At 71.9% G+C, this 23420-nt stretch carries 18 protein-coding genes; 13 read left to right on the top strand and 5 right to left on the bottom strand.

Going from position 1 to position 23420, the window contains the following annotated elements; translation table 11 throughout:
- Positions 1–43: 43 nt before the first annotated feature.
- The 3 genes from KRH_RS01500 to KRH_RS01490 are packed head-to-tail and all read left to right on the top strand — an operon-like array spanning position 44 to position 9190.
- Positions 44–3094, top strand: a complete 3051-nt coding sequence (locus KRH_RS01500) for an FAD-binding and (Fe-S)-binding domain-containing protein (RefSeq protein ID WP_041297269.1) — start codon at positions 44–46, stop codon at positions 3092–3094.
- Positions 3091–3864, top strand: coding sequence for a DUF4232 domain-containing protein (locus tag KRH_RS01495; protein ID WP_012397385.1), 774 nt, complete (start codon positions 3091–3093; stop codon positions 3862–3864). Before KRH_RS01500 ends, KRH_RS01495 begins: the two co-directional genes overlap by 4 nt.
- Complete coding sequence (locus KRH_RS01490) at positions 3854–9190, top strand: Lhr family ATP-dependent helicase (protein ID WP_012397384.1); 5337 nt, start codon at positions 3854–3856, stop codon at positions 9188–9190. The genes KRH_RS01495 and KRH_RS01490 overlap by 11 nt, the downstream gene beginning before the upstream one ends.
- A gap of 85 nt (positions 9191–9275) precedes the next feature.
- Here the strand turns inward: KRH_RS01490 and KRH_RS01485 are convergent, their stop codons facing one another.
- Together KRH_RS01485 and KRH_RS01480 are read right to left on the bottom strand one after the other, a co-directional pair.
- Positions 9276–10064, bottom strand: coding sequence for an alpha/beta hydrolase (locus KRH_RS01485; protein WP_012397383.1), 789 nt, complete (start codon positions 10062–10064; stop codon positions 9276–9278).
- An 80-nt stretch (positions 10065–10144) separates the two neighbouring features.
- Entirely contained in the window at positions 10145–10612 is a 468-nt protein-coding gene (locus KRH_RS01480; protein ID WP_126341226.1) for a hypothetical protein, read from the bottom strand.
- A 224-nt stretch (positions 10613–10836) separates the two neighbouring features.
- Between KRH_RS01480 and KRH_RS01475 the strand changes: the two genes are divergently transcribed.
- Positions 10837–11844 (top strand): DNA-formamidopyrimidine glycosylase family protein, encoded by a 1008-nt coding sequence (locus KRH_RS01475; protein WP_012397381.1) that lies wholly within the window; start codon positions 10837–10839, stop codon positions 11842–11844.
- A gap of 248 nt (positions 11845–12092) precedes the next feature.
- Here the strand turns inward: KRH_RS01475 and KRH_RS01470 are convergent, their stop codons facing one another.
- Entirely contained in the window at positions 12093–13100 is a 1008-nt protein-coding gene (locus tag KRH_RS01470; RefSeq protein ID WP_012397380.1) for a CAP domain-containing protein, read from the bottom strand.
- Between the two features lie 218 nt (positions 13101–13318).
- Positions 13319–14257, bottom strand: coding sequence for a pseudouridine synthase (locus KRH_RS01465; protein WP_231844722.1), 939 nt, complete (start codon positions 14255–14257; stop codon positions 13319–13321).
- A gap of 104 nt (positions 14258–14361) precedes the next feature.
- Here KRH_RS01465 and idi point away from each other — a divergent pair, with 104 nt between their 5' ends.
- The 7 genes from idi to tgt all read left to right on the top strand — a co-directional run bounded on the left by idi (position 14362) and on the right by tgt (position 22139).
- Positions 14362–14904, top strand: coding sequence for an isopentenyl-diphosphate Delta-isomerase (gene idi, locus KRH_RS01460; protein WP_012397378.1), 543 nt, complete (start codon positions 14362–14364; stop codon positions 14902–14904).
- Between the two features lie 153 nt (positions 14905–15057).
- The gene (locus tag KRH_RS01455) at positions 15058–16230 is read left to right on the top strand and encodes a glycoside hydrolase family 76 protein (RefSeq protein ID WP_012397377.1); all 1173 of its coding nucleotides are present in this window, start codon (positions 15058–15060) and stop codon (positions 16228–16230) included.
- Between the two features lie 62 nt (positions 16231–16292).
- Complete coding sequence (locus KRH_RS01450) at positions 16293–16835, top strand: NUDIX hydrolase family protein (protein WP_012397376.1); 543 nt, start codon at positions 16293–16295, stop codon at positions 16833–16835.
- Between the two features lie 204 nt (positions 16836–17039).
- On the top strand, positions 17040–18377 hold the full coding sequence (locus KRH_RS01445) for an MFS transporter (RefSeq protein WP_012397375.1): 1338 nt from the start codon (positions 17040–17042) through the stop codon (positions 18375–18377).
- 169 nt (positions 18378–18546) lie between these two features.
- Positions 18547–19794: an aminopeptidase P family protein gene (locus KRH_RS01440; RefSeq protein ID WP_012397374.1), complete on the top strand. Its 1248-nt coding sequence runs from the start codon at positions 18547–18549 to the stop codon at positions 19792–19794.
- A 76-nt stretch (positions 19795–19870) separates the two neighbouring features.
- Positions 19871–20656, top strand: coding sequence for an IclR family transcriptional regulator (locus KRH_RS01435; RefSeq protein ID WP_012397373.1), 786 nt, complete (start codon positions 19871–19873; stop codon positions 20654–20656).
- 196 nt (positions 20657–20852) lie between these two features.
- The gene (gene tgt, locus KRH_RS01430; RefSeq protein WP_041297266.1) at positions 20853–22139 is read left to right on the top strand and encodes a tRNA guanosine(34) transglycosylase Tgt; all 1287 of its coding nucleotides are present in this window, start codon (positions 20853–20855) and stop codon (positions 22137–22139) included.
- 70 nt (positions 22140–22209) lie between these two features.
- Here tgt and KRH_RS01425 read toward each other — a convergent pair whose 3' ends face one another.
- Positions 22210–22548, bottom strand: coding sequence for a putative quinol monooxygenase (locus tag KRH_RS01425; protein ID WP_070105243.1), 339 nt, complete (start codon positions 22546–22548; stop codon positions 22210–22212).
- 49 nt (positions 22549–22597) lie between these two features.
- Here KRH_RS01425 and KRH_RS01420 point away from each other — a divergent pair, with 49 nt between their 5' ends.
- Together KRH_RS01420 and KRH_RS12855 are read left to right on the top strand one after the other, a co-directional pair.
- On the top strand, positions 22598–23224 hold the full coding sequence (locus KRH_RS01420; RefSeq protein ID WP_012397370.1) for a DUF6597 domain-containing transcriptional factor: 627 nt from the start codon (positions 22598–22600) through the stop codon (positions 23222–23224).
- 75 nt (positions 23225–23299) lie between these two features.
- A complete protein-coding gene (locus tag KRH_RS12855) occupies positions 23300–23401 on the top strand; it encodes an AraC family transcription regulator (RefSeq protein WP_012397369.1) in 102 nt (33 codons plus the stop codon).
- The last annotated feature ends 19 nt before the right edge of the window (positions 23402–23420 follow it).

Genomic DNA, 23420 nt, shown 5'->3' with positions numbered 1-23420 from the left:
CGGTGACAGCAGCGCGGCAGTGCGCGGAGGAAGAGGTAGCACCATGACGGTCCTGCGGGACGACCTGACCACGCGCGCGGCGTACGTTTCCGACGCCTCGATCTACCGCAGGCTCCCGGCCGCGGTGGCCGAGCCGAGCTCGGTCGCGGAGATCCGCGAGCTGCTCGCCACCGCGCGGGAGAACGGCTGGTCCGTGGTCCCCCGCGGCGGCGGCACGTCCGTGGCGGGCAACGCGATCGGCGAGGGACTGGTGATCGACACCTCCCGCCACTTCCGCCGCATCCTGGAGATCGACCCGCAGGCCCGCACGGCGCGGATCGAGCCCGGGGTGATCTGTGACCAGCTGCGGGAGGCTGCCTCCGAGTTCGGCCTGACCTACGGACCGGACCCCTCCACGCACTCCCGCTGCACGGTGGGCGGGATGGTGGCCAACAACGCGTGCGGCTCCCACTCGGTCGCGTGGGGCACGAGTGCGGAGAACCTCGTGTCGGTCACTGTCATGCTGGCCGACGGCCGCCTGGTCACCCTGGACGCGGGCGGCACCTCGGAGCCCGCACTGACATCGCAGCTGGAGCGGCTGCGCAACGAGCACCTGGCCATGCTGCGCACCGAGCTGGGCCAGTTCCCCCGGCAGGTCTCAGGCTACGGGTTGCACTACCTGCTGGGCGAGAACGGCTTCGACACCGCCAAGGCCTTCGCGGGCACCGAGGGCACGTGCGGGATCATCACGGAGCTCACGGTCAAGCTCGTGGCCAGGCCCGCGCACACCGCGCTGGCGGTCCTCGGGTTCCAGGACGCGATCGACGCCGCGAGCGCCGCACCCGCGCTCCGCGTCTCCGGCGTGACCACCATCGAGGGCATGGGCTCGGACCTCCTGGACGCCCTGCGCACCCGCCCCGGCCAGGAGCACGCCGGCTCCGAACTCCCGCGCGGCGGCGGCTGGCTGTACTGCGAGGTTTCCGGGGACACCCCCGAGCAGGCCTACGACGCCGCCCGGAGACTCCCCGCGCTGGTCGAGGAGACGGTGGTGGACTCGGTGGTGGTCGGGGATCCGACGCAGGCCCGGGCCCTGTGGCACATCCGAGAGGCCGGGGCAGGCATCGTGACCCGCCTGCCGGACGGCGGCGAGGCGTGGCCCGGGTGGGAGGACTCCGCGGTGCCCCCGGCACGGCTGGGCGAGTACCTGAGGGACCTCTACGCCCTGCTGGACGAGATGGGTCTGCGCGGCATACCGTTCGGGCACTTCGGCGAGGGTTGCGTGCACATCCGCATCTCCTTCGACTTCAACTCCGACCACGGAGTGGCCCAGTACCGCACGTTCATCGAGCGGGCCGCCGAGCTGGTGCACCGCTACGGCGGTTCGGTCTCCGGAGAGCACGGGGACGGCCGCGCCCGTTCCGAACTGCTGAGCACCATCTACACACCGGAGGCACTGGCCGCGTTCGCGCGCTTCAAGCGGATCTTCGACCCCGAGGGCCTGTTCAACCCCGGTGTGCTGGTGGATCCGGAGCCGCTGGACCGTGGCATCCGCCCCGGACCGGGTGCGCGCACGTTCGAGCTCACCCCGGTGCACGCGTTCTCCCACGACAACGGCTCGTTCGGCCAGGCCGTGAACCGCTGCGTGGGCGTGGGAGCGTGCCGCTCGGACTCCGGTGCGATGTGCCCGTCCTTCCACGCCACCGGGGACGAGGTGCACTCCACGCGAGGCCGCATGCGCTCACTCGCGGAGATGCTGCGCGGCGAGCACCTCACCGACGGCTGGAAGTCGCAGGAGACCTACGAGGCCCTGGACCTGTGCCTTTCGTGCAAGGCGTGCGCCACCGAGTGCCCCGTGAACGTGGACATGGCCACCTACAAGGCCGAGTTCCTGCACCACCACTTCCGGCAGGGCCTCCGTTCGTTCATCGGCCGGGACCGCCGGCCCATGGCGCACCTCACCATGGGGTGGATGCCGTGGCTCATGCGGATCGCGGCCCGCGTGCCCGGCTCCCTGCGCGCGGTCAACGCCCTCGAGCGCATCCCGGCCGTGGAGGCGCTCACCAAGAAGCTCGGTGGCATCGAACCGCGCCGCGACATGATCCGCTTCAACGACACCCCGTTCACCGCGTGGTTCCGCGCGCGCTCCCGTCACGCGGGCCACGACGCCGCCCACCCGGGGACCGCGCGGGGTGTGGCCCCCTCGGGAGCAGCGCCCACGGGCACTGGGGCCCTCGCTGCCGGGCAGCATGCTGCGGGGAACGACGCCGCCGGTGCGGCTGCGCGCGGAGGCGGCCGTGCGGCGTCGTCGGCCCGCGGCGCCCTGGCAGACGGGGTGGCGGGCGCGGACCCCGCCGGGCGCCCGTCCGTGGTGCTGTGGCCGGACACGTTCACCACCTACTCCGCGGACGGGCCCGGCAAGGCCGCCGTGGAGGTCCTGGAGGCCATGGGCTACCGCGTGCTGATGCCCATGGGGGACGTGTGCTGCGGGCTCACGTGGCACTCCACGGGCCAGCTGGACATGACCCGGAAGGTGCTGCGCCAGACCCTGGACGTGATGGCACCGCTGCTGGAGGCCGGGTACCCGGTGATCGGACTGGAGCCGTCCTGCACGGTGATGCTGCAGCACGAGATCACCGAGCTGCTGCCCGAGGATCCGCGGGCCCATGCGGTGAAGGGCCTCACCCGGACCCTGGGCGAGTTCGCGGCGGCCCACCTGGAGGCCGGCGGGGACTGGCCGTTCGAGCCGCTGGAGACCCGGCAGGGGCCGAGCAGCGCCGTGTGCCAGGTGCACTGCCACGAGAAGGCCATGGGGGACTACTCCCCGGAGCTCACCGTGCTGGAGAAGCTGGGCGTGGACACCTCCGTGGTGGGCGGCGGGTGCTGCGGGCTGGCCGGGAACTGGGGCTTCGAGCCGGGGCACTACGAGATCTCGCAGACCCTCGGCGAGCGCAATCTGTTCCCCGCGATCCGGGCCGCCGAGCCCGGGGCGATCGTGCTGGCGGACGGTTTCTCGTGCCGCACGCAGATCTCCCAGGGCACCGGGGCCGACGCGGTGCACCTCGCGGAAGTGATGTGTGCCGCATTGCGGACGAAACGTAGGACACTGTCACCATGACGACCTCATCGCCCGACCCCCGGGGCACCCGCAAGCACTCCCGTCCGCTGCTCGCCGCCACTGCCCTGACCGCCCTGCTGGCGCTCTCCGCGTGCGGCTCCTCCGACGACTCCCCCACCACAGACTCAACGTCCGCGAGCGCATCGGCCACCTCGGCCTCGCCGAGTGCGTCCCCGAGCGCGTCGGCCAGCTCCTCGGCCAGCTCCTCCGCGAGCGAGACGCCGGCCCCCTCGGAGACCGCCACGGCGGCGGACGCCTCACAGCCCCAGCCGGAGGAGACCCGCATGGCGTCGGCCCCCGAGGTCGGGATGCCCACCGCGAGCCCGTTCGACAAGGAGAAGGCCGACCAGCAGGGCGTGGGCGGCGTGTGCAGCGCGTCGCAGCTCAGCGGCACCGCGGCACCCTCCAACGGCGCGGCCGGGCACGTCATCGCGAGCCTCACCGTGACCAACACCGGCTCCACCCCGTGCGTGCTCAGCGGGTACCCGGGGGTGTCCTTCGTGGACGCCTCCGGCGCCATGGTGGGCGCCCCGGCCTCCCGCACCGAGTCCGCGGCCGCCGCGGTCACGCTGCAGCCCGGGGCCTCCACGAGCACGAGCCTGAGCATCACCCAGCCGGGTGTGATCGGGCAGGTGTGCAACCCGCACGACGTCACCGGCCTGCGCGTCTACCCGCCGGGCAGCCACGAGTCCCTCGTGGTCTCCTACCCGGGGCAGGCCTGCGGCAACCCCAAGGTCTCCCAGCTCCAGGTCAGAGGCTTTGGATCCTGACTCGGTCCTGAACCTCTTCTCCCCCGCGACCGCGCGGTGGTTCGACGCCGCCTTCCACGGGCCCACGGCGGCCCAGCGCGGCGCGTGGGAGGCCATCTCGGCGGGCCACCACGCCCTCGTGGTGGCCCCCACCGGTTCCGGCAAGACGCTCGCGGCGTTCCTGTGGTCCATCGACCGGCTGCTCGCGGCAAAGTCCCCCGCGGGCTCCCCTGACGGGAGCTCGCCGAGCGGCCCCACCGCGCCGGGCTCCTCCGGCGACGACGACGCCGCGGCCGCCCCGTCCGAGGACCGCACCTCGGTGCTCTACATCTCCCCGCTCAAGGCCCTCGGCGTGGACGTGGAGCGCAACCTGCGCGCACCCCTGATCGGGATCACCCAGGCGGTCAGGGCCGCCGGGGGTGAGCCCCCGGAGATCTCCGTGGGGGTCCGCTCGGGCGACACCCCCCAGGCGATCCGCCGCTCCCTGCTGGCCCACCCGCCGGACATCCTCATCACCACGCCCGAGTCCCTGTACCTCATGCTCACGTCCAAGGCGCGAGAGACCCTGCGCCACGTGAACACCGTGATCATCGACGAGGTGCACGCGGTGGCCGGGACCAAGCGCGGCGCGCACCTGGCCGTCAGCCTCGAACGCCTGGACGACCTGCTGGAGCAGCCCGCCCAGCGGATCGGGCTCTCCGCCACCGTGGAACCCGTGGACACCGTGGCCGGATTCCTGGGCGGTTCCCAGCCCGTGGACGTGGTGCGCCCGCCGTCCGAGAAGGACTGGGACCTCACGGTCTCCGTGCCCATCCCGGACATGACCGTGCTGGGCGGGGCGGCGGCGTCGCCGTCATCGGACGGCTCCCCCTCCCTGGACGCCGAGCTGGACGGTGCGGGGCAGCAGGCTACGGCATCCATCTGGCCGCACGTGGAGGAGCGGATCGTGGACCTCGTGGAGGCCCACCGCTCCACCATCGTGTTCGCGAACTCCCGCGGGCTCGCGGAGAAGCTGACCGCGCGGCTCAACGAGATCCACGAGTTCCGCCTGGAGAACGCCGCGGAGCAGTTCCCAAGTGGTGAACGCTCCGGGGATCCCGTGGCCGTGGGGGACGCACTGAACCACCTCTTCGCGGAGAGCGCTCGGCGCGCGGCCGGGGACGAGGACACCGGATCCGAAGGCCTCGACGGTTTCGCCGTCGAGGGGGACGACACGCCGGGCACCCCCGGTGCGCCCTCGGACGGTCCCAGCCACCCAGGGCGAGCGCCCGGCGACGCAGCGCTGTTCGGCACCCCCGGGGACGGGACTGGCGCGCCCGACGGCCCGGGCGGCGTCGCCCGCCCCGCGTCCGACGAGCGGGAGCCCGCCGCGATCCCCCGGCAGAGCAACCGGCACGAGGGCGCGTCCCCGGTGCTCGCGCGCGCCCACCACGGCTCGGTGTCCAAGGACCAGCGCAGCCTGATCGAGGAGGACCTCAAAACCGGGCGGCTGCGGTGCGTGGTGGCCACCTCGTCCCTGGAGCTGGGCATCGACATGGGCCACGTGGACCTGGTGGTCCAGATCGAGTCCCCGCCCTCGGCGGCCTCCGGGCTGCAGCGCGTGGGGCGTGCCGGGCACCAGGTGGGTGAGGTGTCGATCGGGCGGATCTACCCCAAGCACCGCGGGGACGTGCGGGACGCCGCGGTGATCGCGGAGCAGATGCTCGCCGGAAACCTGGAACCGCTCTCGGTGCCCGCCAACCCCCTGGACATCCTGGCCCAGCAGACGGTCTCCGCGGTGGCCGCCGAGGACGTGGACGTGGAGGCCTGGTACGACACCGTGCGCCGCAGCGCCCCGTTCCGCTCCCTGCCGCGCTCCGCGTACGACGCCGTACTGGACCTGCTCGCCGGGCGGTACCCCTCGGACGAGTTCGCACAGCTGCGCCCGCGACTGGTGTGGGACCGCGAGACGGGCACGCTGCAGGCCCGCCCGGGAGCGCTGCGCCTGGCGACCACGAGCGGCGGCACCATCCCGGACCGGGGACTGTTCCCCGTGTTCCTGGTGGGTGAGCAGGACTCCAAGTCCCCCAAGCGCGTGGGCGAGCTGGACGAGGAGATGGTCTACGAGTCCCGCGTGGGGGACATCATCGCGCTGGGCGCCTCCAGCTGGCGGATCGAGGAGATCACCCACAACCGGGTGGTCGTGGCCCCGGCGCCGGGTGTTCCGGGCAAGCTGCCGTTCTGGCACGGGGACGGGCTGGGCCGGCCCGTGGAGCTGGGGCGCGCCGCCGGGCGCTTCACCCGGGAGCTGGCCGGTGCCGCGAACGCCGAGGCCCGCGAGCGCCTGGCGGTGTCCGGGCTGGACGAGTGGGCCCAGGACAACCTGCTGGCCTACCTCGCGGAGCAGCGGGAGGCCACCGAGCACGTGCCGGACGACCGCACGCTCATGGTGGAGCGGTTCCGGGACGAGCTCGGGGACTGGCGCGTGGTGCTGCACAGCCCGTTCGGCACGCCCGTGCACGGCCCGTGGGCGCTGGCCGTCCGCGCGCGGCTGGACGAGCGCTGGGGCCTGGATGCCTCCGCGCAGGCCGCGGACGACGGCATCGTGCTGCGCGTGCCCGCCACGGATGAAGAGCCTCCCGGGGCGGAGCTGTTCCTCTTCGAGCCGGAGGAGCTCGAGCAGATCGTCACCGAGGAGGTGGGCGGTTCCGCGCTGTTCGCGTCCCGGTTCCGGGAGAACGCAGCCCGCGCCCTTCTGCTGCCGCGCGCGGACCCCGGCAAGCGCACGCCGCTGTGGCAGCAGCGCCAGCGCTCGGCGCAGCTGCTGGACGTGGCCCGGAAGTACCCGCAGTTCCCGATCATCCTGGAGACGGTGCGCGAGTGCCTCCAGGACGTGTACGACGTCCCCGCCCTGCTCCAGCTGCAACGGGACCTGGCCGGACGGAAGCTGCGGGTGGTGGAGACCACCACGGACTCCCCTTCACCCTTCGCGCGCACCCTGCTGTTCGGATACGTGGCGCAGTTCCTCTACGAGGGTGACTCCCCGCTGGCCGAGCGCAAGGCCGCCGCGCTGTCCCTGGACCCCGCCCTGCTCAACGAGCTGCTGGGCCGCGCCGAACTGCGCGAGCTGCTGGACCCCGAGGTCATCGAGACCACCGTCCTGCAGCTGCAGCGCCTCGCCCCCGACCGCCGCCTGCGCGGGGTGGAGGGCGCGGCGGACCTGCTGCGCCTGCTCGGGCCCATGACCGCCGACGACGCCGCCCTGCGCCTGCGCGGGGACGGTTCCGTTCCGGCGGGGTCGCCGGCCGCGGGGTCCGCCTCCGCCGGGGCAGGTGCTGCGCCCCCCGACGCTCCGGCGCCCAGCACCGGGGCTTCGGGGGCGGCGTCGTCAGCGGCGTTGGAGGCGCCGGGCGCCGCCGCGTCCGCCCGGATCGGCGACGAAGGCGGCCCTGAGGACGAGGAGGACACGGGGCGGGCCGAGGACCCCGCGTACCGGGCAATCTCCCCGGAGGCCGCGCGCGAGCTGCTGGACGCCCTCGTGGACACCAACCGCGCGATCGTGCTGCGCGTGGGCGGGCGTGAGGTGTACTGCGCGGTGGAGGACGCCGCCCGGATGCGGGACGCGCTCGGTCAGCCCCTGCCCATGGGGGTTCCGCTCGCGTTCCTGGAACCGGTCGCGGATCCCGTGGGGGACCTCGTCTCCCGGTACGCCCGGACGCACGGGCCGTTCAGTGTGGCCGAGGCCGCGCAGGCCCTGAGCCTGGGCCCTGCCGTGGTGGAGTCCGCCCTGCGGTCCCTGGCCAGGCAGCGGCGGGTGAGCGAGGGGGCGTTCCGGCCGAGCGGTGACCCGGCGGCGTCGGACTCGGAGTGGTGCGACATCGAGGTGCTGCGGACCCTGCGGCGTCGTTCGCTGGCGGCCCTGCGCGCGGACGTGGAGCCGGTGGACCCGCAGGCGTACGCCACGTTCCTGCCCGCGTGGCAGCACGCCGTGAAGGGACATCAGCTGCGCGGGCTGGACGGGGTGCTCACCGTGATCGACCAGCTCGCCGGGGTGCCGATCCCGGCGTCCGCGTGGGAGCCGCTCGTGCTCGCGCAGCGCGTGGTGGACTACCGGCCCGCCATGCTGGACGAGCTCATGGCCACGGGCGAGGTCGTCTTCTCCGGCGCCGGGTCCCTGGGTGGTGAGGACGGCTGGGTGGCGTTCCACCTGGCCGAGTCCGCGGAACTCTCGCTACCGCCCGTCGCCCAGTTGGACGCCACCGCGGACGCCCTGGACTCCGCGCTCGAACGGGAGCTGCTCACGGTCCTGCAGGGCGGTGGCGCGTACTTCGCGTGGCAGCTGGTCCAGCCCCTCGCCGCGGCGGGCGTGAGCGTGGACATGGCCCAGCTGCGCACCGCGCTGTGGAACCTGCTGTGGGCGGGGCTGATCACCAACGACACGTACGCCCCCGTGCGCGCACTGATCTCCGGCGGGCACTCCGCGCACAAGACGCCCAAGCGGCCGGGGCGTTCCCGCTCCGCGGGGCGCCGGGGTGCGGCGCGGCTGCGCGCGGTCGGGCGCGGTCCGGCCGGCTTCGACCCCGCGGGTTCCGCCGACGACGCCGCTCCGTCCGGCACGCGCGTGGTCCGCGCCTCCGGGGGCGGCGAGGAGCGCACGACGGCGGGCCGGTGGTCCGCGCTGCGCCCCGAGCCGCTGAACCCCACCGTGCGGGCGCAGGCCCAGGCGGAGCTGCTGCTGGACCGCTACGGGATCCTCACGCGTGGACCCGTGGCGGTGGAGGACGTCCCCGGCGGGTTCTCGACGGTCTACAAGGTGCTGCGTGCCCTGGAGGACGCGGGGCGGGCGCGGCGCGGCTACTTCATCGAGGGTCTCGGAGCCGCCCAGTTCACGCAACCGGCAACGGTTGATGTGTTGCGCAGCTTCACGGACGACGACGCCGCCCGCAAGGCCGATCCCCAGGTCCTCGCCCTCGCGGCTACGGACCCCGCGAACCCGTACGGCGCGGCGCTGGACTGGCCGGAGGCGGTGGTGCTGGAGTCCAGCACAAAGCACCGGCCGGGGCGCAAGGCCGGTGCCGTGGTGGTGCTCGTGGACGGCGCGCTGACCCTGTACCTGGAGCGCGGCGGCAAGACGGCGCTGGCGTTCGCCTCTGACCCCGCGCTGCTGCACCTCGCGGCGGAGGCCGTGGCCGCTCTCGTACAGCGCAAGGCCGTGGACTCGCTGGTGGTGGAGAAGGTCAACGGGGACTCGGTGCTCTCCTCGGAGGAGCTCGTCACCGCGGTGCGGGACGGGCTGCTCGCGGGCGGCTTCTACCAGACCCCGAAGGGCGTGCGGATGCGGGCGCCGGTGGGTGGGGGCCGGGGGTGACGGTCCGGGGCCGTCTCCACGGTCACTCTGGGGAGGCCCGGCGACCTCGATGGAGTTTCGTCCTGTTCTGTGCGGGAGTGCGTGATCAGGGCACGGCAGGATGCCTGCGGATGAAAGCGCCCGCCCGCCGGAGCACGAGGTCCGCACTGTCAGGGTCACTCATGAAACCGTGACCGCGCCCGTCCACGATATTCAGTTCGCAGTCCCATCCGCGGCTCGCGCAGATAGTTGCCAGCATTCGCGCCTCTGGAACCAGAGAGTCCTCGCTTCCGACAGCAAGAAAAATGGGTGGCGGCGGTTTCTCCGGTCGGTGGAACTCCGGGGCTTCCTGCAGCGGCAGCGGCCGTGACCAGAGCGTGAAAGCACGGTGAGTCAGTTCCCAGTCCGGACCCTGGGGAGCCTGACGGTCGAAGGACTGCAGAGTGAGGTCGAGATTCGGGTTGGTGAGCATTGAAGCGCGAACCGTGGCTCCGATCCGATTCCCTGCGGCGACGCTCACGGCATCCCCGGCCGAATCTCCACAGAGAATGACGCCCGTGGTCCCTGTCTGGACCCGAACACAGCTCGCGAGATCGTCGACTGCGTCGAAGAATGAATTCTCGGGCGCCAGGCGGTAGTCAACGGCCACGACTCGACGGTGCAAGACCGTTGCGAGACGACGACAGTAGGCGTCCTGCAGGTCGAGGTCACCGAACACCCCGTATCCACCGTGTGAGAAGTAGACGATGGCATCGGTCATCCTCTCGTGCGGGGTGTAGGACCGCGTCGCAACGACGCCCACGTGCTCATCGCGGATCACACCGTCAAATGGGGACCCTGGCCGCGCGGCTGCTCGCTGCCGGGCTGACTGCCACAGCGCTTCAACGTCGATCATCTCGTCACCATAGGCGGGACCGGACGTGCACCGGCGGAGATGGGCCTACGTGTGGACCATGGACACCGCTTGCTCCTGCGTCACTCGTTTCCCTTGCGCTTGTCGTAGCTGTCCCGGACCTTCTGACCGGCCTGCCGTTTGAGGTCTTGCACATCGTCGTCGAACGTCTCGTGCGTCATCTGCTTGGTCTGGCGCCACTTCTCGTCAAACTCGGCCTGGGTGTCGCCGGGCAACCAGGACTTCGACAGGATCGTCTCGCCCACCGCGGCCACTGCATATGCCATCCCCAGAGCGATGCCGCCCCTCAGACCGCCCAGGAGGAGGGCGCCGAGGCCCAGCCCCACGACCGCGTGGATCACCACGGGCACGAGCGCGTAGTCCCAGCCGCCCGGGGCGGAGAGCCGTCGCTTCACCACGAAGGGCCGCTCCGCCAGTGTGGTGAGGACCTCCCCCACGACCACTGCGGCCACCCCTGCGACGACCAGATTCTGCAGGGGCGCGGCCGCCAGCCACCCCGTGAGCGTGGCGGCCCACAGCAGAAGCACCATGACGGGCACCTTGACCGCCCCCATCATCAGGTGTCCGGACACCGGCGCCCACAGAGGAGGCGGGGTCCAGCCTTCGGCGTTTCTCGCGATTTCCTCGGATCTCATCAGGGCTCCTCACAGTTGGAGTGAACCGCCAAACACTCGGCGAATCCGGAAAATCCACCATAAGCATCTGGTGGAGCACGCCGTACGCTGAACACCCCACCGCGAACCGAGGAGGACCCGTGCCCGAAGGTGATTCCGTCTACCGCCAGTGCAAGATGCTGCGCGAGGCGCTGGAGGGTGCCGTGATCGAGAGCTCGGACTTCAGGGTGCCCGCCCTCGCCACCTCGGACGTGTCTGGACGCACCGTGGTGGCCGTGGTGCCGCGCGGGAAGCACATCCTCATCCGGCTCTCCGCGGCCCCGGACGCGGAGCAGATGAAGTCCGGCGCCGAGCCCCTCACCCTGCACTCGCACCTCATGATGGACGGCACCTGGCGGGTCTTCGACCGGCAGCAGGACGACGCCGCCGCGCGCCCCGGCGGGCGCCGGAGCCGGCCCGGCGCGAGCCCGTACCGACCGCGCGGCCAGGCCCGGAAGGGCGGAAGTGTGCGCTCCGCCGCCGAGGCGCGCACCCGGCTCAGCGCCGACGTGGCCATCGGGCAGGGCTCGCACACCATCCGCGCGATCCTGCGCACCAAAGAGGTGGAGGCCGTGGGCTTCGACGTCAAGGACGTGCGCCTGGTGCCCACCCGGCTGGAGGACCAGGAGCTCGTGGGCTACCTGGGCCCGGACATCCTCGGCCCGGACTGGGACCTGGAGAAGGCCCTGGAACGGTTGAGCGCCCAGCCGGACCGGGCGATCGGCACCGCCCTGATGGACCAGCGCAACCTCGCGGGCATCGGCAACGTGTACCGCGTGGAGACCCTGTTCATGACCCGCACCAACCCGTGGGCCCGGGTGGACTCCCTGCCGGAGGGCAAGCTGCGCGAGATCGTCGTGCTCGCCCACAAGCTGCTGCACCTGAACAAGGACCGCTCGATGCGCTCCACCGTGGGCCAGGCGCCGCCGGGCCGCCCCCTGTTCTGGGCGTACGGCAAGGACGGTCAGCCGTGCCGCCGCTGCGGGACGCAGCTCAAGCGCGGGGAGATCGACGACGCCCTGCTCACCGTGGACCCCGCCCCCTCACGCACCGCGGTGCAGCACCTGCGCACCATCGCGTGGTGCCCCCGCTGCCAGGCCGCGGCCTGACGCAGCCGGCCGGCACGTCACCGCGCGCCCCCGGGCACGGCCACCGCGCACGACGCCGCCCGCTCACGTACTCGAAGCACGCGGTCTTCGCTTCGGGCCGGGGCGATGGGCGCCGCTGCCCGGCCCATGGACCCTGTCCCCGCCCACCTGCGCTGCCCGGGCCGCAGCGACAGGGAAACGCAGCGCCCCGCGGACCCGTGCCGAGGCAGGGAGTCCGCGGGGCGGCGTCGTCGGCTGTGCGGTACGTGTCAGCGCGTGACCCAGGTGCGGCCGGTGGTGCGGGACCAGTGCGCGGTGTAGCCGTTGGAGAAGCGCTGCTGGACCTCGGAGCCCGCGCGGTATTCCTCGGTGAGCGGGTAGCCCCAGCCGCGCTCGAAGCCCGCGGCCTTCCAGGCGCTGCCGATCCCGCCCGACTCCTTGACGGCGTGCGCGCCCGTGCGCGGGGTCCACAGGATCTTCCACTGGGCGCCGTTGGCCGCGCGGAAGCTCTGGTAGACGCCGCCTCCCACGAGACCGCCGCGCTCGTTGGCCAGGGGAGCACCGCACACGGAGGCCCCGCCGAGGGCGTCGTAGCGGCCCCTGATGGCACCACGCACCACGACCTTGGGAGGTGCGGGCTTCACGGCGCTCGCGCGGGGTGCGACGGCGCCGGCCACCCGGGTGCTCGTGTCCGCGGGGGCGCGCCCGGCCGGGAAGCCGTAGGAGTTCACCGTTCCCACCAGCCGCCAGCCCTGACCGCTGCCGCCCAGGCTGCCGTCCACGTAGGTCAGCCCGATGCCGATCACCTCCATGCGCGGATCGGTGAGCACCTTGTTGTGCGCCGGAGAACCCTTCCACCAGGTGGTGAGGTCCGTGACTGAGTTCTTCCAGGACAGGGCGTGGATCTCACCCGCGGCGCTGTACCCCGCGGCCCGGCGGTCCGTGAGGAAGGTGTTGGAGTGGTTGATGACCTCCTGGTTGACCAGCCGGTCCGACTGCCCCTGGGCGAGCCCGGACAGGGACTTGGAGTACTTCACGGGCTTCAGACCACGGGACGCCCGGTGGCTGTTGACCTGGTCCAGCAGCTTCTGGGAGTCGGCGGCGCGGGTCCCGGAGGACACGGCCACGATGTCGGAGGGGCTGGCCTGCGCCTGCGGCGCAGTGAGCAGGCTGCCCGTCAGGACCACGGTGGCCGCGGACGCGGCGGCGGCGAGGGTGGTCAGGGCACGGCGGATCGGACTCTGCGCGCGGGGCGCAGAGGTGAGGTGTGTGGACATGCAGGGCCGTTTCGTCGTCGGGCGGGCACGAGGGTCCCGCCGGGTGCGACGGGTCGTGCACGCTGTGGGGACAGCTCCCGGTGGCTGACGCCAACCGGTTCGGGCCCCCGCACTGCGGCGGTGGCTCCGAGGTGGGCCCGCTGAGGGGGGAAGACCCGCGCGCTACGGTACCCCCGGAGGGCATCGGCGTGTGCCACCCGTCACATGTTACGCAATCGTTACGTGGCGCTCCGAGTGGCCGCCGCATGGCTGCCGGGGGTCAGTCGCGAGTCGATCCGCACCGCGCGACCCGTCACGGGGTGCACGAACTCGATGGAGCGGGCGATCAGCTGCAGGGGGTTCTCCGGGTCCTCCACGTCGAAGTCCTGCCGCGGCTGCGGATAGAGCTTGTCCCCGCGCAGCGGCAGCCCGAGCGACGTCATGTGCACGCGGATCTGGTGGGTGCGCCCGGTCAGCGGGGCGATCTCGTAGAGCCCCCATGTGCCGTCCGCGTCCGTGAAGGTCTCCACGCGCCGCACGTCCGTGACCGCGTTGACCTCACCGGGCTCCTCGAAGGCCTGCACCACACCCTGGATCTTGCGGATGCGTGACTCCACGCGCACGGTCTGCTCCCCCACGCGCTCGTTCACGCCCGCCACGGCCCAGTACGTCTTGCGCACCGTGCGCTCCTGGAACAGGCGGTGGAACGCGCTCCGGTCCTCCGCGCGCTTGCACAGCAGTAGCACCCCGCCGGTGGAGCGGTCCAGGCGGTGCAGCGCGGAGATCTCGTCGTTGTCGAACTGGCAGCGCGCGGCCACCACCACCGAGCGCCGCACGTTCTCCCCCTTGGGTGTGCTGCACAGCCCGTGGGGCTTGTCCACGGCCATGATCCACTCGTCCTCGTGGAGCACGTCCAGTGTGACGGGCGGAGCGTCCTCGTCCGGCACGGGGCGGTGGAACCACACGGACACCCCGGGCTCGTAGGGGGTCTCCGGGGTCACGACGACGCCGCCGTCCCCGAGCACACGACCGGCCGCCACCTGCTCGGCGAACCACGCGGCGTCGTCGGGAAAGCGGGCCCGGACGTAGTCCACCGCGGTGGCGGGCAGACCGGGGAGGGAGTCGAGAACGGGGTCCGGGGCGCCCGGGCCGGGCATCCGCACGCGGGTGGGGCCCACGCCGCGAACGATGGGCAGCGGAGGGGTCACGCGGCGTCTCACTGCGTGTCCGACCCGGCCGATACCATGGCGAGGAACCTAACACACCACCGTGAGGCGGCACCGTGAGCGAGAACAGCACCCCGGAGCGCGTCGTGCTCCTGGACGAGCAGCACCAGCCGACCGGGACCGCACTGAAGTCCGAGGTCCACACCGAGGCCACCCCGCTGCACCTGGCGTTCTCGTGCCACGTGCTCAACCCGGACGGTCGGGTGCTCGTGACCCGCCGAGCGCTGAGCAAGCGCACGTGGCCCGGCGTGTGGTCCAACAGCTTCTGCGGGCACCCGGGGCCGCACGAGTCCTTCGAGGACGCGATCGCCCGCCGCGCCCGCCAGGAACTGGGGCTGGAGATCCGCAACCTCACCGTGGTGGTCCCCGAGTTCCAGTACCGCGCCACGGACGCCACCGGCGTGGTGGAGAACGAGTTCTGCCCCGTGTTCGTGGCCGTCACCGACACCGACCCGCAGCCCGCGGAATCGGAGGTGGCCGAGTACGCCTGGACCGCGCCGCGGGACCTGATTGCGGCGGTGGAGTCAGCCCCCTACGCGTTCAGCCCGTGGCTCGGGGACCAGGTGCGGGAGCCGGCGCTGCGGGAGGCGCTGGGCTGAGGGAGGCTCGCGGCCCGCAGGAGGGGGCCGGGATGCCCACCCCTGCGAACCAGGCGGCGGCTCAATGCTGACAGTCCCTTGGCACAGCGCACCCCTCCCGCTCGGGCCGTTAGGCTTCTGCCACACCCCGCCACGTCCCGCAGGAGCCCCGCGATGTCCGAGCCCCCCGCCCACCGCGCCGCCACGGCCGCCCGTTCCGTGGACCGGCTGTTCGGCTCCCGCGCGTTCCGTGTGCCGGGCACGTACCTGGGCGCCGTCGCGTTCCCGCACCCGCGCCGCGGCCCGTGGCACTACTGGTGGCAGGCGCACCTGCTGGAGGCGTTCGTGGACGCCGCCGCCCGCGAGCGCGCGGCCGGTCACCACGACGACGCCGCCCTGGCCCGCTCCCGCGCGCACCAGCTGCTGCGGGGCATCGCCGTGCACAGCGGTGGCCGGGTGACCAACAACGTGTTCTTCGACGACATGGCATGGCTGTCTCTCGCGCTGGGGAGGCTGCGCCACGAGGACGTCGCCGCCACGGGCCGCACCACGCGCACGGTGCAGGACGACGGCGTCGCTCTGGCCAAGCGGCTCGAGGCGGGGTGCGACGAGAACCTGGGCGGCGGGGCGTGGTGGAACATGACCCGCGACTACAAGAACACCGCGTCCACGGCCCCGGTGGCACTGAGCTTCCTGCGGATGCACCGGGTGGACGAGGCCCGCGCGCTGCTCACGTGGCTGTTCGACACCCTCTTCGACGCCGAGCGCGGCGTGTTCCTGGACGGCATCCGCATGGTCGCCGCGGGCTCCGGCTCGGAGATCACGGCGGTGGACCCGCACGTCTACACCTACAACAGCGGCCCCGCCCTGGGTGCCGCCCTCGCGCTGGCGCGCGTGACGGACGACGCCGCCCAGCGCGAGCTCTGGCTCTCCCGCGCCTCCCAGCTCGTGCAGGGAGCGGCGCAGCAGTTCACGGTCCCCGGCCCGCACGGCGCTCCCGTGCTCACGGGCCAGGGCGGTGGGGATGCCGGACTGTTCACGGGGATCCTGGCGCGGTACCTGGGCGAGGCGGCGTCGTCGTCCGACGTGGATGCCGAGACGCGCCGCACGGCGAAGGCGCTGGTGTGCGACACCGCGGACGCCCTGTGGGACGGGCGGCGCGAGTTCGACCCGGACGAGGACTTCTCGACTCCGGGCGCGGACGGCGGCGAGACCGTGGCGGTGTTCTCCCCGGAGCCCGCCGAGCACGCGAACCAGGCGCAGCGCACCGGCGCGCCCGTGGAGCTGAGCACCCAGGTGCAGGCGTGGACCGTGCTGGAGGCGGCCGCGCGTTCGGCTGACCGCTGAACCGGGCCCGCCACGCGCGCGGACTCTGGCCCGCAGGGGTACGCCGGGGGTAGAAACGAGGCATGAGCTCAGTACGCACCCCGGACCCGAACCCTGGTTGGCTCAGCGAGGAGGACCTCAACCGAGCCCGCGCCACGCTGCCCATCGTGTACGTCCAGGCCATTCCCGTGCGCCTGGACCCCCTGGGCTGCCTCTCTGAGATCGGGCTGCTGCTCACCGCCAACGACGAGGGCCGGATGGTCCGCACGTTCGTCTCCGGGCGCGTGATGTACCGCGAGACGGTGCGCGCCGCACTCCTGCGCCACCTCGAGAAGGACCTCGGCCCGCTGGCCATGCCGCAGATGCCCTCCACCACCGTGCCGTTCGCGGTGTCCGAGTTCTTCCCGTCCCCGTCCGAGACGGGACTCACCGACGACCGCCAGCACGCCGTGGCCCTGAGCTACATCATCCCCGTGCGCGGCGAGTGCGAACCCCGCCAGGACGCGCTGCAGCTGTCCTGGATGACCCCGGACGAGGCACTATCCCTGGACGTCCAGGAGGAGTTCGAGGGCGGACGCGAGGACCTCATCCGGCAGGCAATCGCCCACGCGGGCTGGGGTCGCTGAGCGGCCCTCCACGGCGTCACCCCCCCCCCGGCGCAACACCGTTGCCTTCACGCGCGGCCCGGAACCCATGACGGTTCCGGGCCGCGCGGCGTCCTACCTCCGGGCCCGCAAGTTACCGGTCCTCCATTGACCGGACAGCGTTCCGCACCGTAGCTTGTGGCAACCGGGTTGCACTCCTTGCAACCCCCGACCCCTGGGGGACCCATGACGCACGATGCTGCAACTCCACAGGCGGCCCCCGCGGGAGGACCACCGGCCGCAGCGGCGGCGGTGTCCGCCGGGACGCGCCGCCGGGTGATCGGGGCCAGCTTCATCGGCAACTTCGTGGAGTGGTTCGACTACGCCGTGTACGGCTACCTGGCCGCGACCATCGCGGTGGTGTTCTTCCCGGAGTCCGACCCGCAGACGGCGCTGCTCGCCACCTTCGCACTGTTCGCCATCTCGTTCTTCGTCCGGCCCGTGGGCGGCTTCTTCTGGGGCCACCTGGGGGACCGGCTCGGGCGGCGCACCGCGCTGTCCCTGTCCATCCTGATCATGACCGGCGCCACGTTCTGCATGGCCCTGATCCCCGGCTACGGGAGCATCGGGATCTTTGCGCCCATCCTGCTGCTGGTGGTGCGGATCGTGCAGGGCTTCTCCGCCGCCGGTGAGTACGCCGGGGCCTCGGCCTTCCTGGTGGAGTACGCCCCGGCCCACCGCCGCGGGCTCTACGCCGCGGTGGTGCCCGCAAGCACGGCTGCTGGTCTGCTGTTCGGCTCCCTGTTCGTGGCCGCCCTGACCGCCGTCCTCTCCGGGGACCAGATGAACGTGTGGGGCTGGCGCATCCCCTTCCTGCTGGCCGCCCCCATGGGCCTGATCGGACGCTACGTGCGCACCAAGCTCGAGGACACCCCCGTGTTCCAGGAGCTCGCCCAGGAGGACGAGGTCATCCACGCCCCCGTGCGGGACATGTTCCGCCACCACTGGGCCACGCTGCTGCGCGCGTGCGGCGCCGTGCTGCTCAACGCCGTGGGCTTCTACATGCTGCTCAGCTACATGCCCACGTACCTCTCCGAGGAGATCGGCTTCGGCAAGACCGAGTCCTTCCTGGCCACGTCCCTGGCGCTGCTGTCCTACATCGGCTTCATCTTCCTCACGGGCCTGGCCTCGGACCGTTTCGGGCGCAAGAAGCTGCTCATGGCCGCGTCCGTGTGCTTCGTGCTGCTGACCGTCCCGCTGTTCCTGCTGCTGGACGAGGGCTCGTTCCTGGTGGTGCTGCTGGTGCAGGTGGTGCTGGGCGCCATGCTCACCCTCAACGACGGCACTCTGCCCAGCTTCCTGGCCGAGCAGTTCCCCACCCGCATCCGCTACAGCGGCTTCGCGGTGAGCTTCAACCTGTCCAACGCGATCTTCGGCGGCACCGCACCCTTCATGGCCACGCTGCTGATCTCCGCGTTCCACAGCCAGCTCGCCCCCGCCTGGTACCTGATGGCCGCCGCCGCGGTGTCCTTCGTGGCGGTCGCCCTCTCCCACGAGACGCACCGCGAACCGCTGTCGCACTGACCCGCACGTCCCGCTGACCGCACCGCCCACCGGCCCCGCCGCCCGGGGCGGGCGGCACGGGGCCACCGACCCACCGCCACCGGGGCAGGGACGGCGACGCCGCGGCGTCGCCCCCGTCCCGGACCCACCAACCCCACCAACCCCACCAACCCCACCACCAAGGAGGATCATGAACACGTCACCCGCCACCGATGTCTCGGAGCTGGCCCGTCTGAAGGTCATGCACAACGGCCAGAAGGAGCAGCTCACGTTCTCCGACGCCGAGTTCGAGCGCCGCCTGGACGGGCTGCGCCGGATCATGGCGGAGAAGCAGCTGGACGCCGTGATCCTCACCAGCCACCACGGCATCAAGTACTACTCGGACTTCCTCTACACCACGTTCGGGCGCAGCTACGCGCTGGTGGTCACCCCGGAGGACTCCGTGACCGTGACCGCGAACATCGACGCCGGCATGCCGTGGCGCACCAGCTACGGCGAGAACGTGGTCTACACGGACTGGCAGCGCGACAACTACTACTTCGCGCTGCAGGAGGTGCTGCGCCAGCGCGGGATCACCGCCCGCAGGATCGGTGTGGAGGACGACGCCCTGCCGCTGCTGAACCGCCAGCGCATCCAGGACGCGTTCCCGGACGCCGAGCTGGTGGACATCTCCCTGGAGTCCATGCGCCAGCGCATGTTCAAGTCCGCGGAGGAGATCGCGGTGATCAAGGACGGCGCGCGCATCGGTGACCTGGGCGGTGAGGCCATCCGCAACGCGATCCGCGAGGGCGTCACCGAGTACGAGGTGGCGCTGGCCGGGACCGAGGCGATGATCCACGAGATCGCCACCACGTTCCCGCTGCGCGAGGTCCGGGACACGTGGGTGTGGTTCCAGTCCGGGCTCAACACGGACGGCGCCCACAACTGGGCCACCACGCGCAGGCTGCGGCGCGGGGACATCCTGTCCCTGAACTGCTTCCCGATGACCTCCGGGTACTACACCGCCCTGGAGCGCACCCTGTTCCTGGGGGAGCCGGATGCCCGTTCCCGCGAGCTGTGGGAGATCAACGTGGAGGTCCACGAGCGCGGCCAGGAGCTCATCAAACCGGGTGCGGTGTGCAAGGACATCGCCCACGAGCTCAACAAGATCTACGTGTCCCACGGGCTGCTGGCCAACCGGACGTTCGGCTACGGCCACTCGTTCGGCGTGCTCTCCCACTACTACGGGCGGGAGGCCGGGCTGGAGCTGCGCGAGGACATCGACACCGTGCTGGAACCGGGCATGGTGATCTCCATGGAGCCCATGATCACCATCCCGGAAGGCCAGCCCGGCGCCGGCGGCTACCGCGAGCACGACATCCTGGTGATCGGGGAGGACACCGTGGAGAACATCACCAAGTTCCCCTACGGCCCCGAGCACAACATCGTGGACGCGTGAGAACCCCGTCACGCAGCGGGGCGGTGTCGCGTGCGCGCGGCGCCGCCCCGCTGCGTGCGGGAGAATACGGGGCACCATGACTACTGCGACCAACGACTCCCGCACCACCCCGGTGGTCTCCAACGCCATCGGCGTGCTGCGCTGCTTCACCGTGGATGAGCCGCACCTGGGCGTCACGGACATCGCCGGCCGCGTGGGACTGCACAAGTCCACCGTGTCCCGGATCCTGACCAGCCTGGAGCAGGAGAACCTGGTGGAGCGGGACCCGCAGTCCCTCAAGTACACCCTGGGGCTCGGACTGATCACCCTGGCCGGGCCGCTGCTCGCAGAGCTGGACGAGCGCCGCGTGGCCTACCCCGTGCTGCAGGAGCTCACCGAGCGCACCGGTGAGACCAGCGCCCTGGTGGTGTGGAACGGCACGGAGACGGTGTGCGTGGAGCAGATCCCGAGCCCGCGGGAGATCAAGCACACCGTCCCGCTGGGCACCCGCTACAACTCCGCGCCCAGCTCCACGGTCCAGGTGTTCCTGGCCCACCAGCCCCAGGAGCGGGTGCGCGCGCTGCTGCTGGCGGGCACCCTCACGCACCACTCCACGGCCGACGCCGCCGTGGACGCCTACCTGGGCGAGCTCGCCGAGGTGCGGGAGGCCGGGGTGGCCGTGAACTACGGCCGGACCTCCGTGGACGAGGTCGGGGTGGCCGCCCCGGTCTTCGACCACCGGGGTGAGCTGGTCTCCGCGGTGGTGATCGCGGCCCCGCGGTACCGGGTCACGGAGGACCAGGTGGCCCTGATGGTGGAGGCGTGCACGGACGCGGCACGGGAGGTCTCGCAGCGGCTCGGCCACGTTCCCCCGGCCGGCTGAGATCCCGGGCCCCCGCGGGAGCGGCACCCCAAGACCCAGGGCGCCTCAGCGACGCCCGCACCGGGATTCGGGGGCACCGTGGCATGGCGCGCTGAGACCCCTGCGACGACGCCGCGCGGTGGCCCCGAGCGGCGTCGTCCCCGCGTCGGCACGGGCCCGGGACCCCTGCGGCCGCCGGACCCGGCACAATGGTCGGGTGCCCACCACAGACTCCGTGCCCCCGTTCAGCTTCGAGCTCCACACCCGGCTGCGCGACAGCCCCACCCTGCCCGAGGAGCGGGTGCGCGAGAACGGCGGACAGTTCCAGGCCCGCACGGGCACCATCACCACCCCGCACGGGCAGATCCGGACGCCCGCGTTCATCCCCGTGGCCACCCAGGCCGCGATGAAGGCCGTGCTGCCCGAGTCCATGGCGGCCGAGGGCGCGCAGGCCATGCTGGCCAACGCGTACCACCTGTTCCTCGAACCCGGGGACGACGTGCTGGACGAGGCCGGCGGGCTGGGCACCTTCATGAACTGGCCCGGACCCACGTTCACGGACTCCGGCGGGTTCCAGGTGATGTCCCTGGGCTCGGGGCTGGGCAAGGTGATCGACATGTCCACCGTGGCCAACCCCCTGGGCGACTCCCAGATGGCGCCCGGCCAGAAACGCATGGCGCGCGTGGACGACGACGGCGTGTGGTTCCGCTCCTACCTCAACGGGGACCTGCACCGGTTCACCCCGGAGGTCTCCATGAGGGTGCAGCACAACATCGGCGCGGACATCATGTTCGCCTTCGACGAGCTCACCACCCTCCACAACACCCGCGAGTACCAGGAGACCGCCCTGGAGCGCACCCGGAAATGGGCGCTGCGCTGCGTCGCGGAGCACCGCCGGCTCACGGAAGAGCGCGCTCACAAGCCCTACCAGGCGCTGTTCGGCGTGATCCAGGGCGCCCAGTACGAGGACTTGCGCCGGCAGGCGTGCCGGGACCTGTCCGAGATGGGTTTCGACGGCTTCGGCATCGGCGGCGCACTGGAGAAGTCGCAGCTGGGCACGATTGTGCGCTGGTGCACCGAGGAGCTGCCGGAGAACACCCCCAAGCACCTGCTGGGCATCTCCGAGCCGGACGACATCTTCACCGCGATCGACAACGGGGTGGACACCTTCGACTGCGTCTCCCCCACCCGCGTGGCGCGCTCCTCCGCGGTCTACTCCCCCACGGGCCGCTTCAACCTCACGAACATCCGCTTCAAGCGGGACTTCACGCCCATCTCGGACACGTGCCCCTGCTACACGTGCACGCACTACACCCGCGCGTACCTGCGGCACCTGTTCAAGTCCAAGGAGCGCAACGCCGCCACCCTGGCGTCCATCCACAACGAGCGCTTCGTCCTGGACCTCGTGGCCGGCGCCCGCGCCGCGATCGAGACAGACACCTACTTCGAGTACCGGGACGAGTTCCTGGGCACCTACTACGGCACCGCCCGGCCCACCGCCTGACGACGACGCCGCGGGGCCGGCTGGTCCCGCCGGGCCAGCCCACGCGCGGCACTGCCGGGACCGTGGTGTCTCAGGGCGCCGAGGGAATGCCCGCGACGGCCACGAGTTCCTGCTGCGTCATCCCCTCCCGGTCGATGATGGGCATGGCCCGGGCGATCCGCTCCTGCACCGCCGGGATCTCCAAGGAGGCACGGTGGGCGGCCTCGGTGTCCCAGACCTCGGTGACCCACACGGCGTCGGCGTCCTGCGGGTCACGGGCGACCAGGTAGAGACGGCATCCCGGCATCGGCTCGTTGCGCTCCTGCTCGCTCAGGATGCTTGCCAGCGTGTCACCCTCGCCCGCAGTGGAGCGCAGGCGGCCGTGGAGCATGTAGGAGGAATTCTCACCGGTGGTCTTGTTGTCAGCCATGTCACAACCGTAGGTCATGGCAATTCCCCTGGACTTGTAGATTCTTGCCATGGTTGCGAAGACCGTGCCGAACGGCCGCGGGGTCCCCTACCCCGAACATCCCCCGGTGACGTTCCGGCGTCTGCCCGCCTCGGTGCAGACCGATGAACTGGTCGCGTGGTGGTGGATCTGCGAGTGGGACGTTCCTGTAGGGCAGCACTCGAACCAGCAGGTCCTCGCGTTCCCCGCCCTGAACTTCACGGTCGACGACCGTGGAGCCGGGATCTCCGGTGCCACCAGCTCGGCCTCCACCCGCGAGCTGACGGGCCGGGGATGGGTGATCGGTGCACTCCTCAAACCTGCCGCGACCCCGGTGTTCACCTTCGATCCGGCCTCGCTGCGCAACCGACTGGAGCCGCTCCACCTCCCCGGGCTGCACTCCCGCGTGGCGGACCGTGCAGCGACAGGTCACCTCGACAGCGCCGTCGACGTCCTGTCACGGTGGCTCGTGGCCCGAGCCGGAGCGCTCGACGATTCGGCTCTCACCGCCAATCACATGGGGCGCCTTGCCACGACCGACCCTCAGATCACCTCCGTGTCAGGACTTGCCGACGCCGTGGGAGTTTCCCAGAGTGGCCTCTGCCGGCTGGCCCGACGCTACGTGGGGGTGTCCCCCTACAGCATGATCAGGCGGTGACGCCTCCAGGAGATCGCTGAACGCATCCGCCTCCACCCAGGGGAATCACTCGCGGACGTCGCAGTCCACTTCGACATGACGGACCAGGCCCACTTGGGCCGAGAGTTCAAGTCGGCCTTCGGGATCACCCCCGGCGACTACAGATCCACATGCAGTGCCGCGCAGCGGCACCCCTGAGACGGTTCTCGCCCCGGTG

Source organism: Kocuria rhizophila DC2201 (assembly GCF_000010285.1).
Taxonomy (GTDB): domain Bacteria; phylum Actinomycetota; class Actinomycetes; order Actinomycetales; family Micrococcaceae; genus Kocuria; species Kocuria rhizophila_A.
The sequence above is the reverse complement of the archived record's forward strand: the minus strand, read 5'-3'. Positions and strand labels throughout refer to the sequence as shown.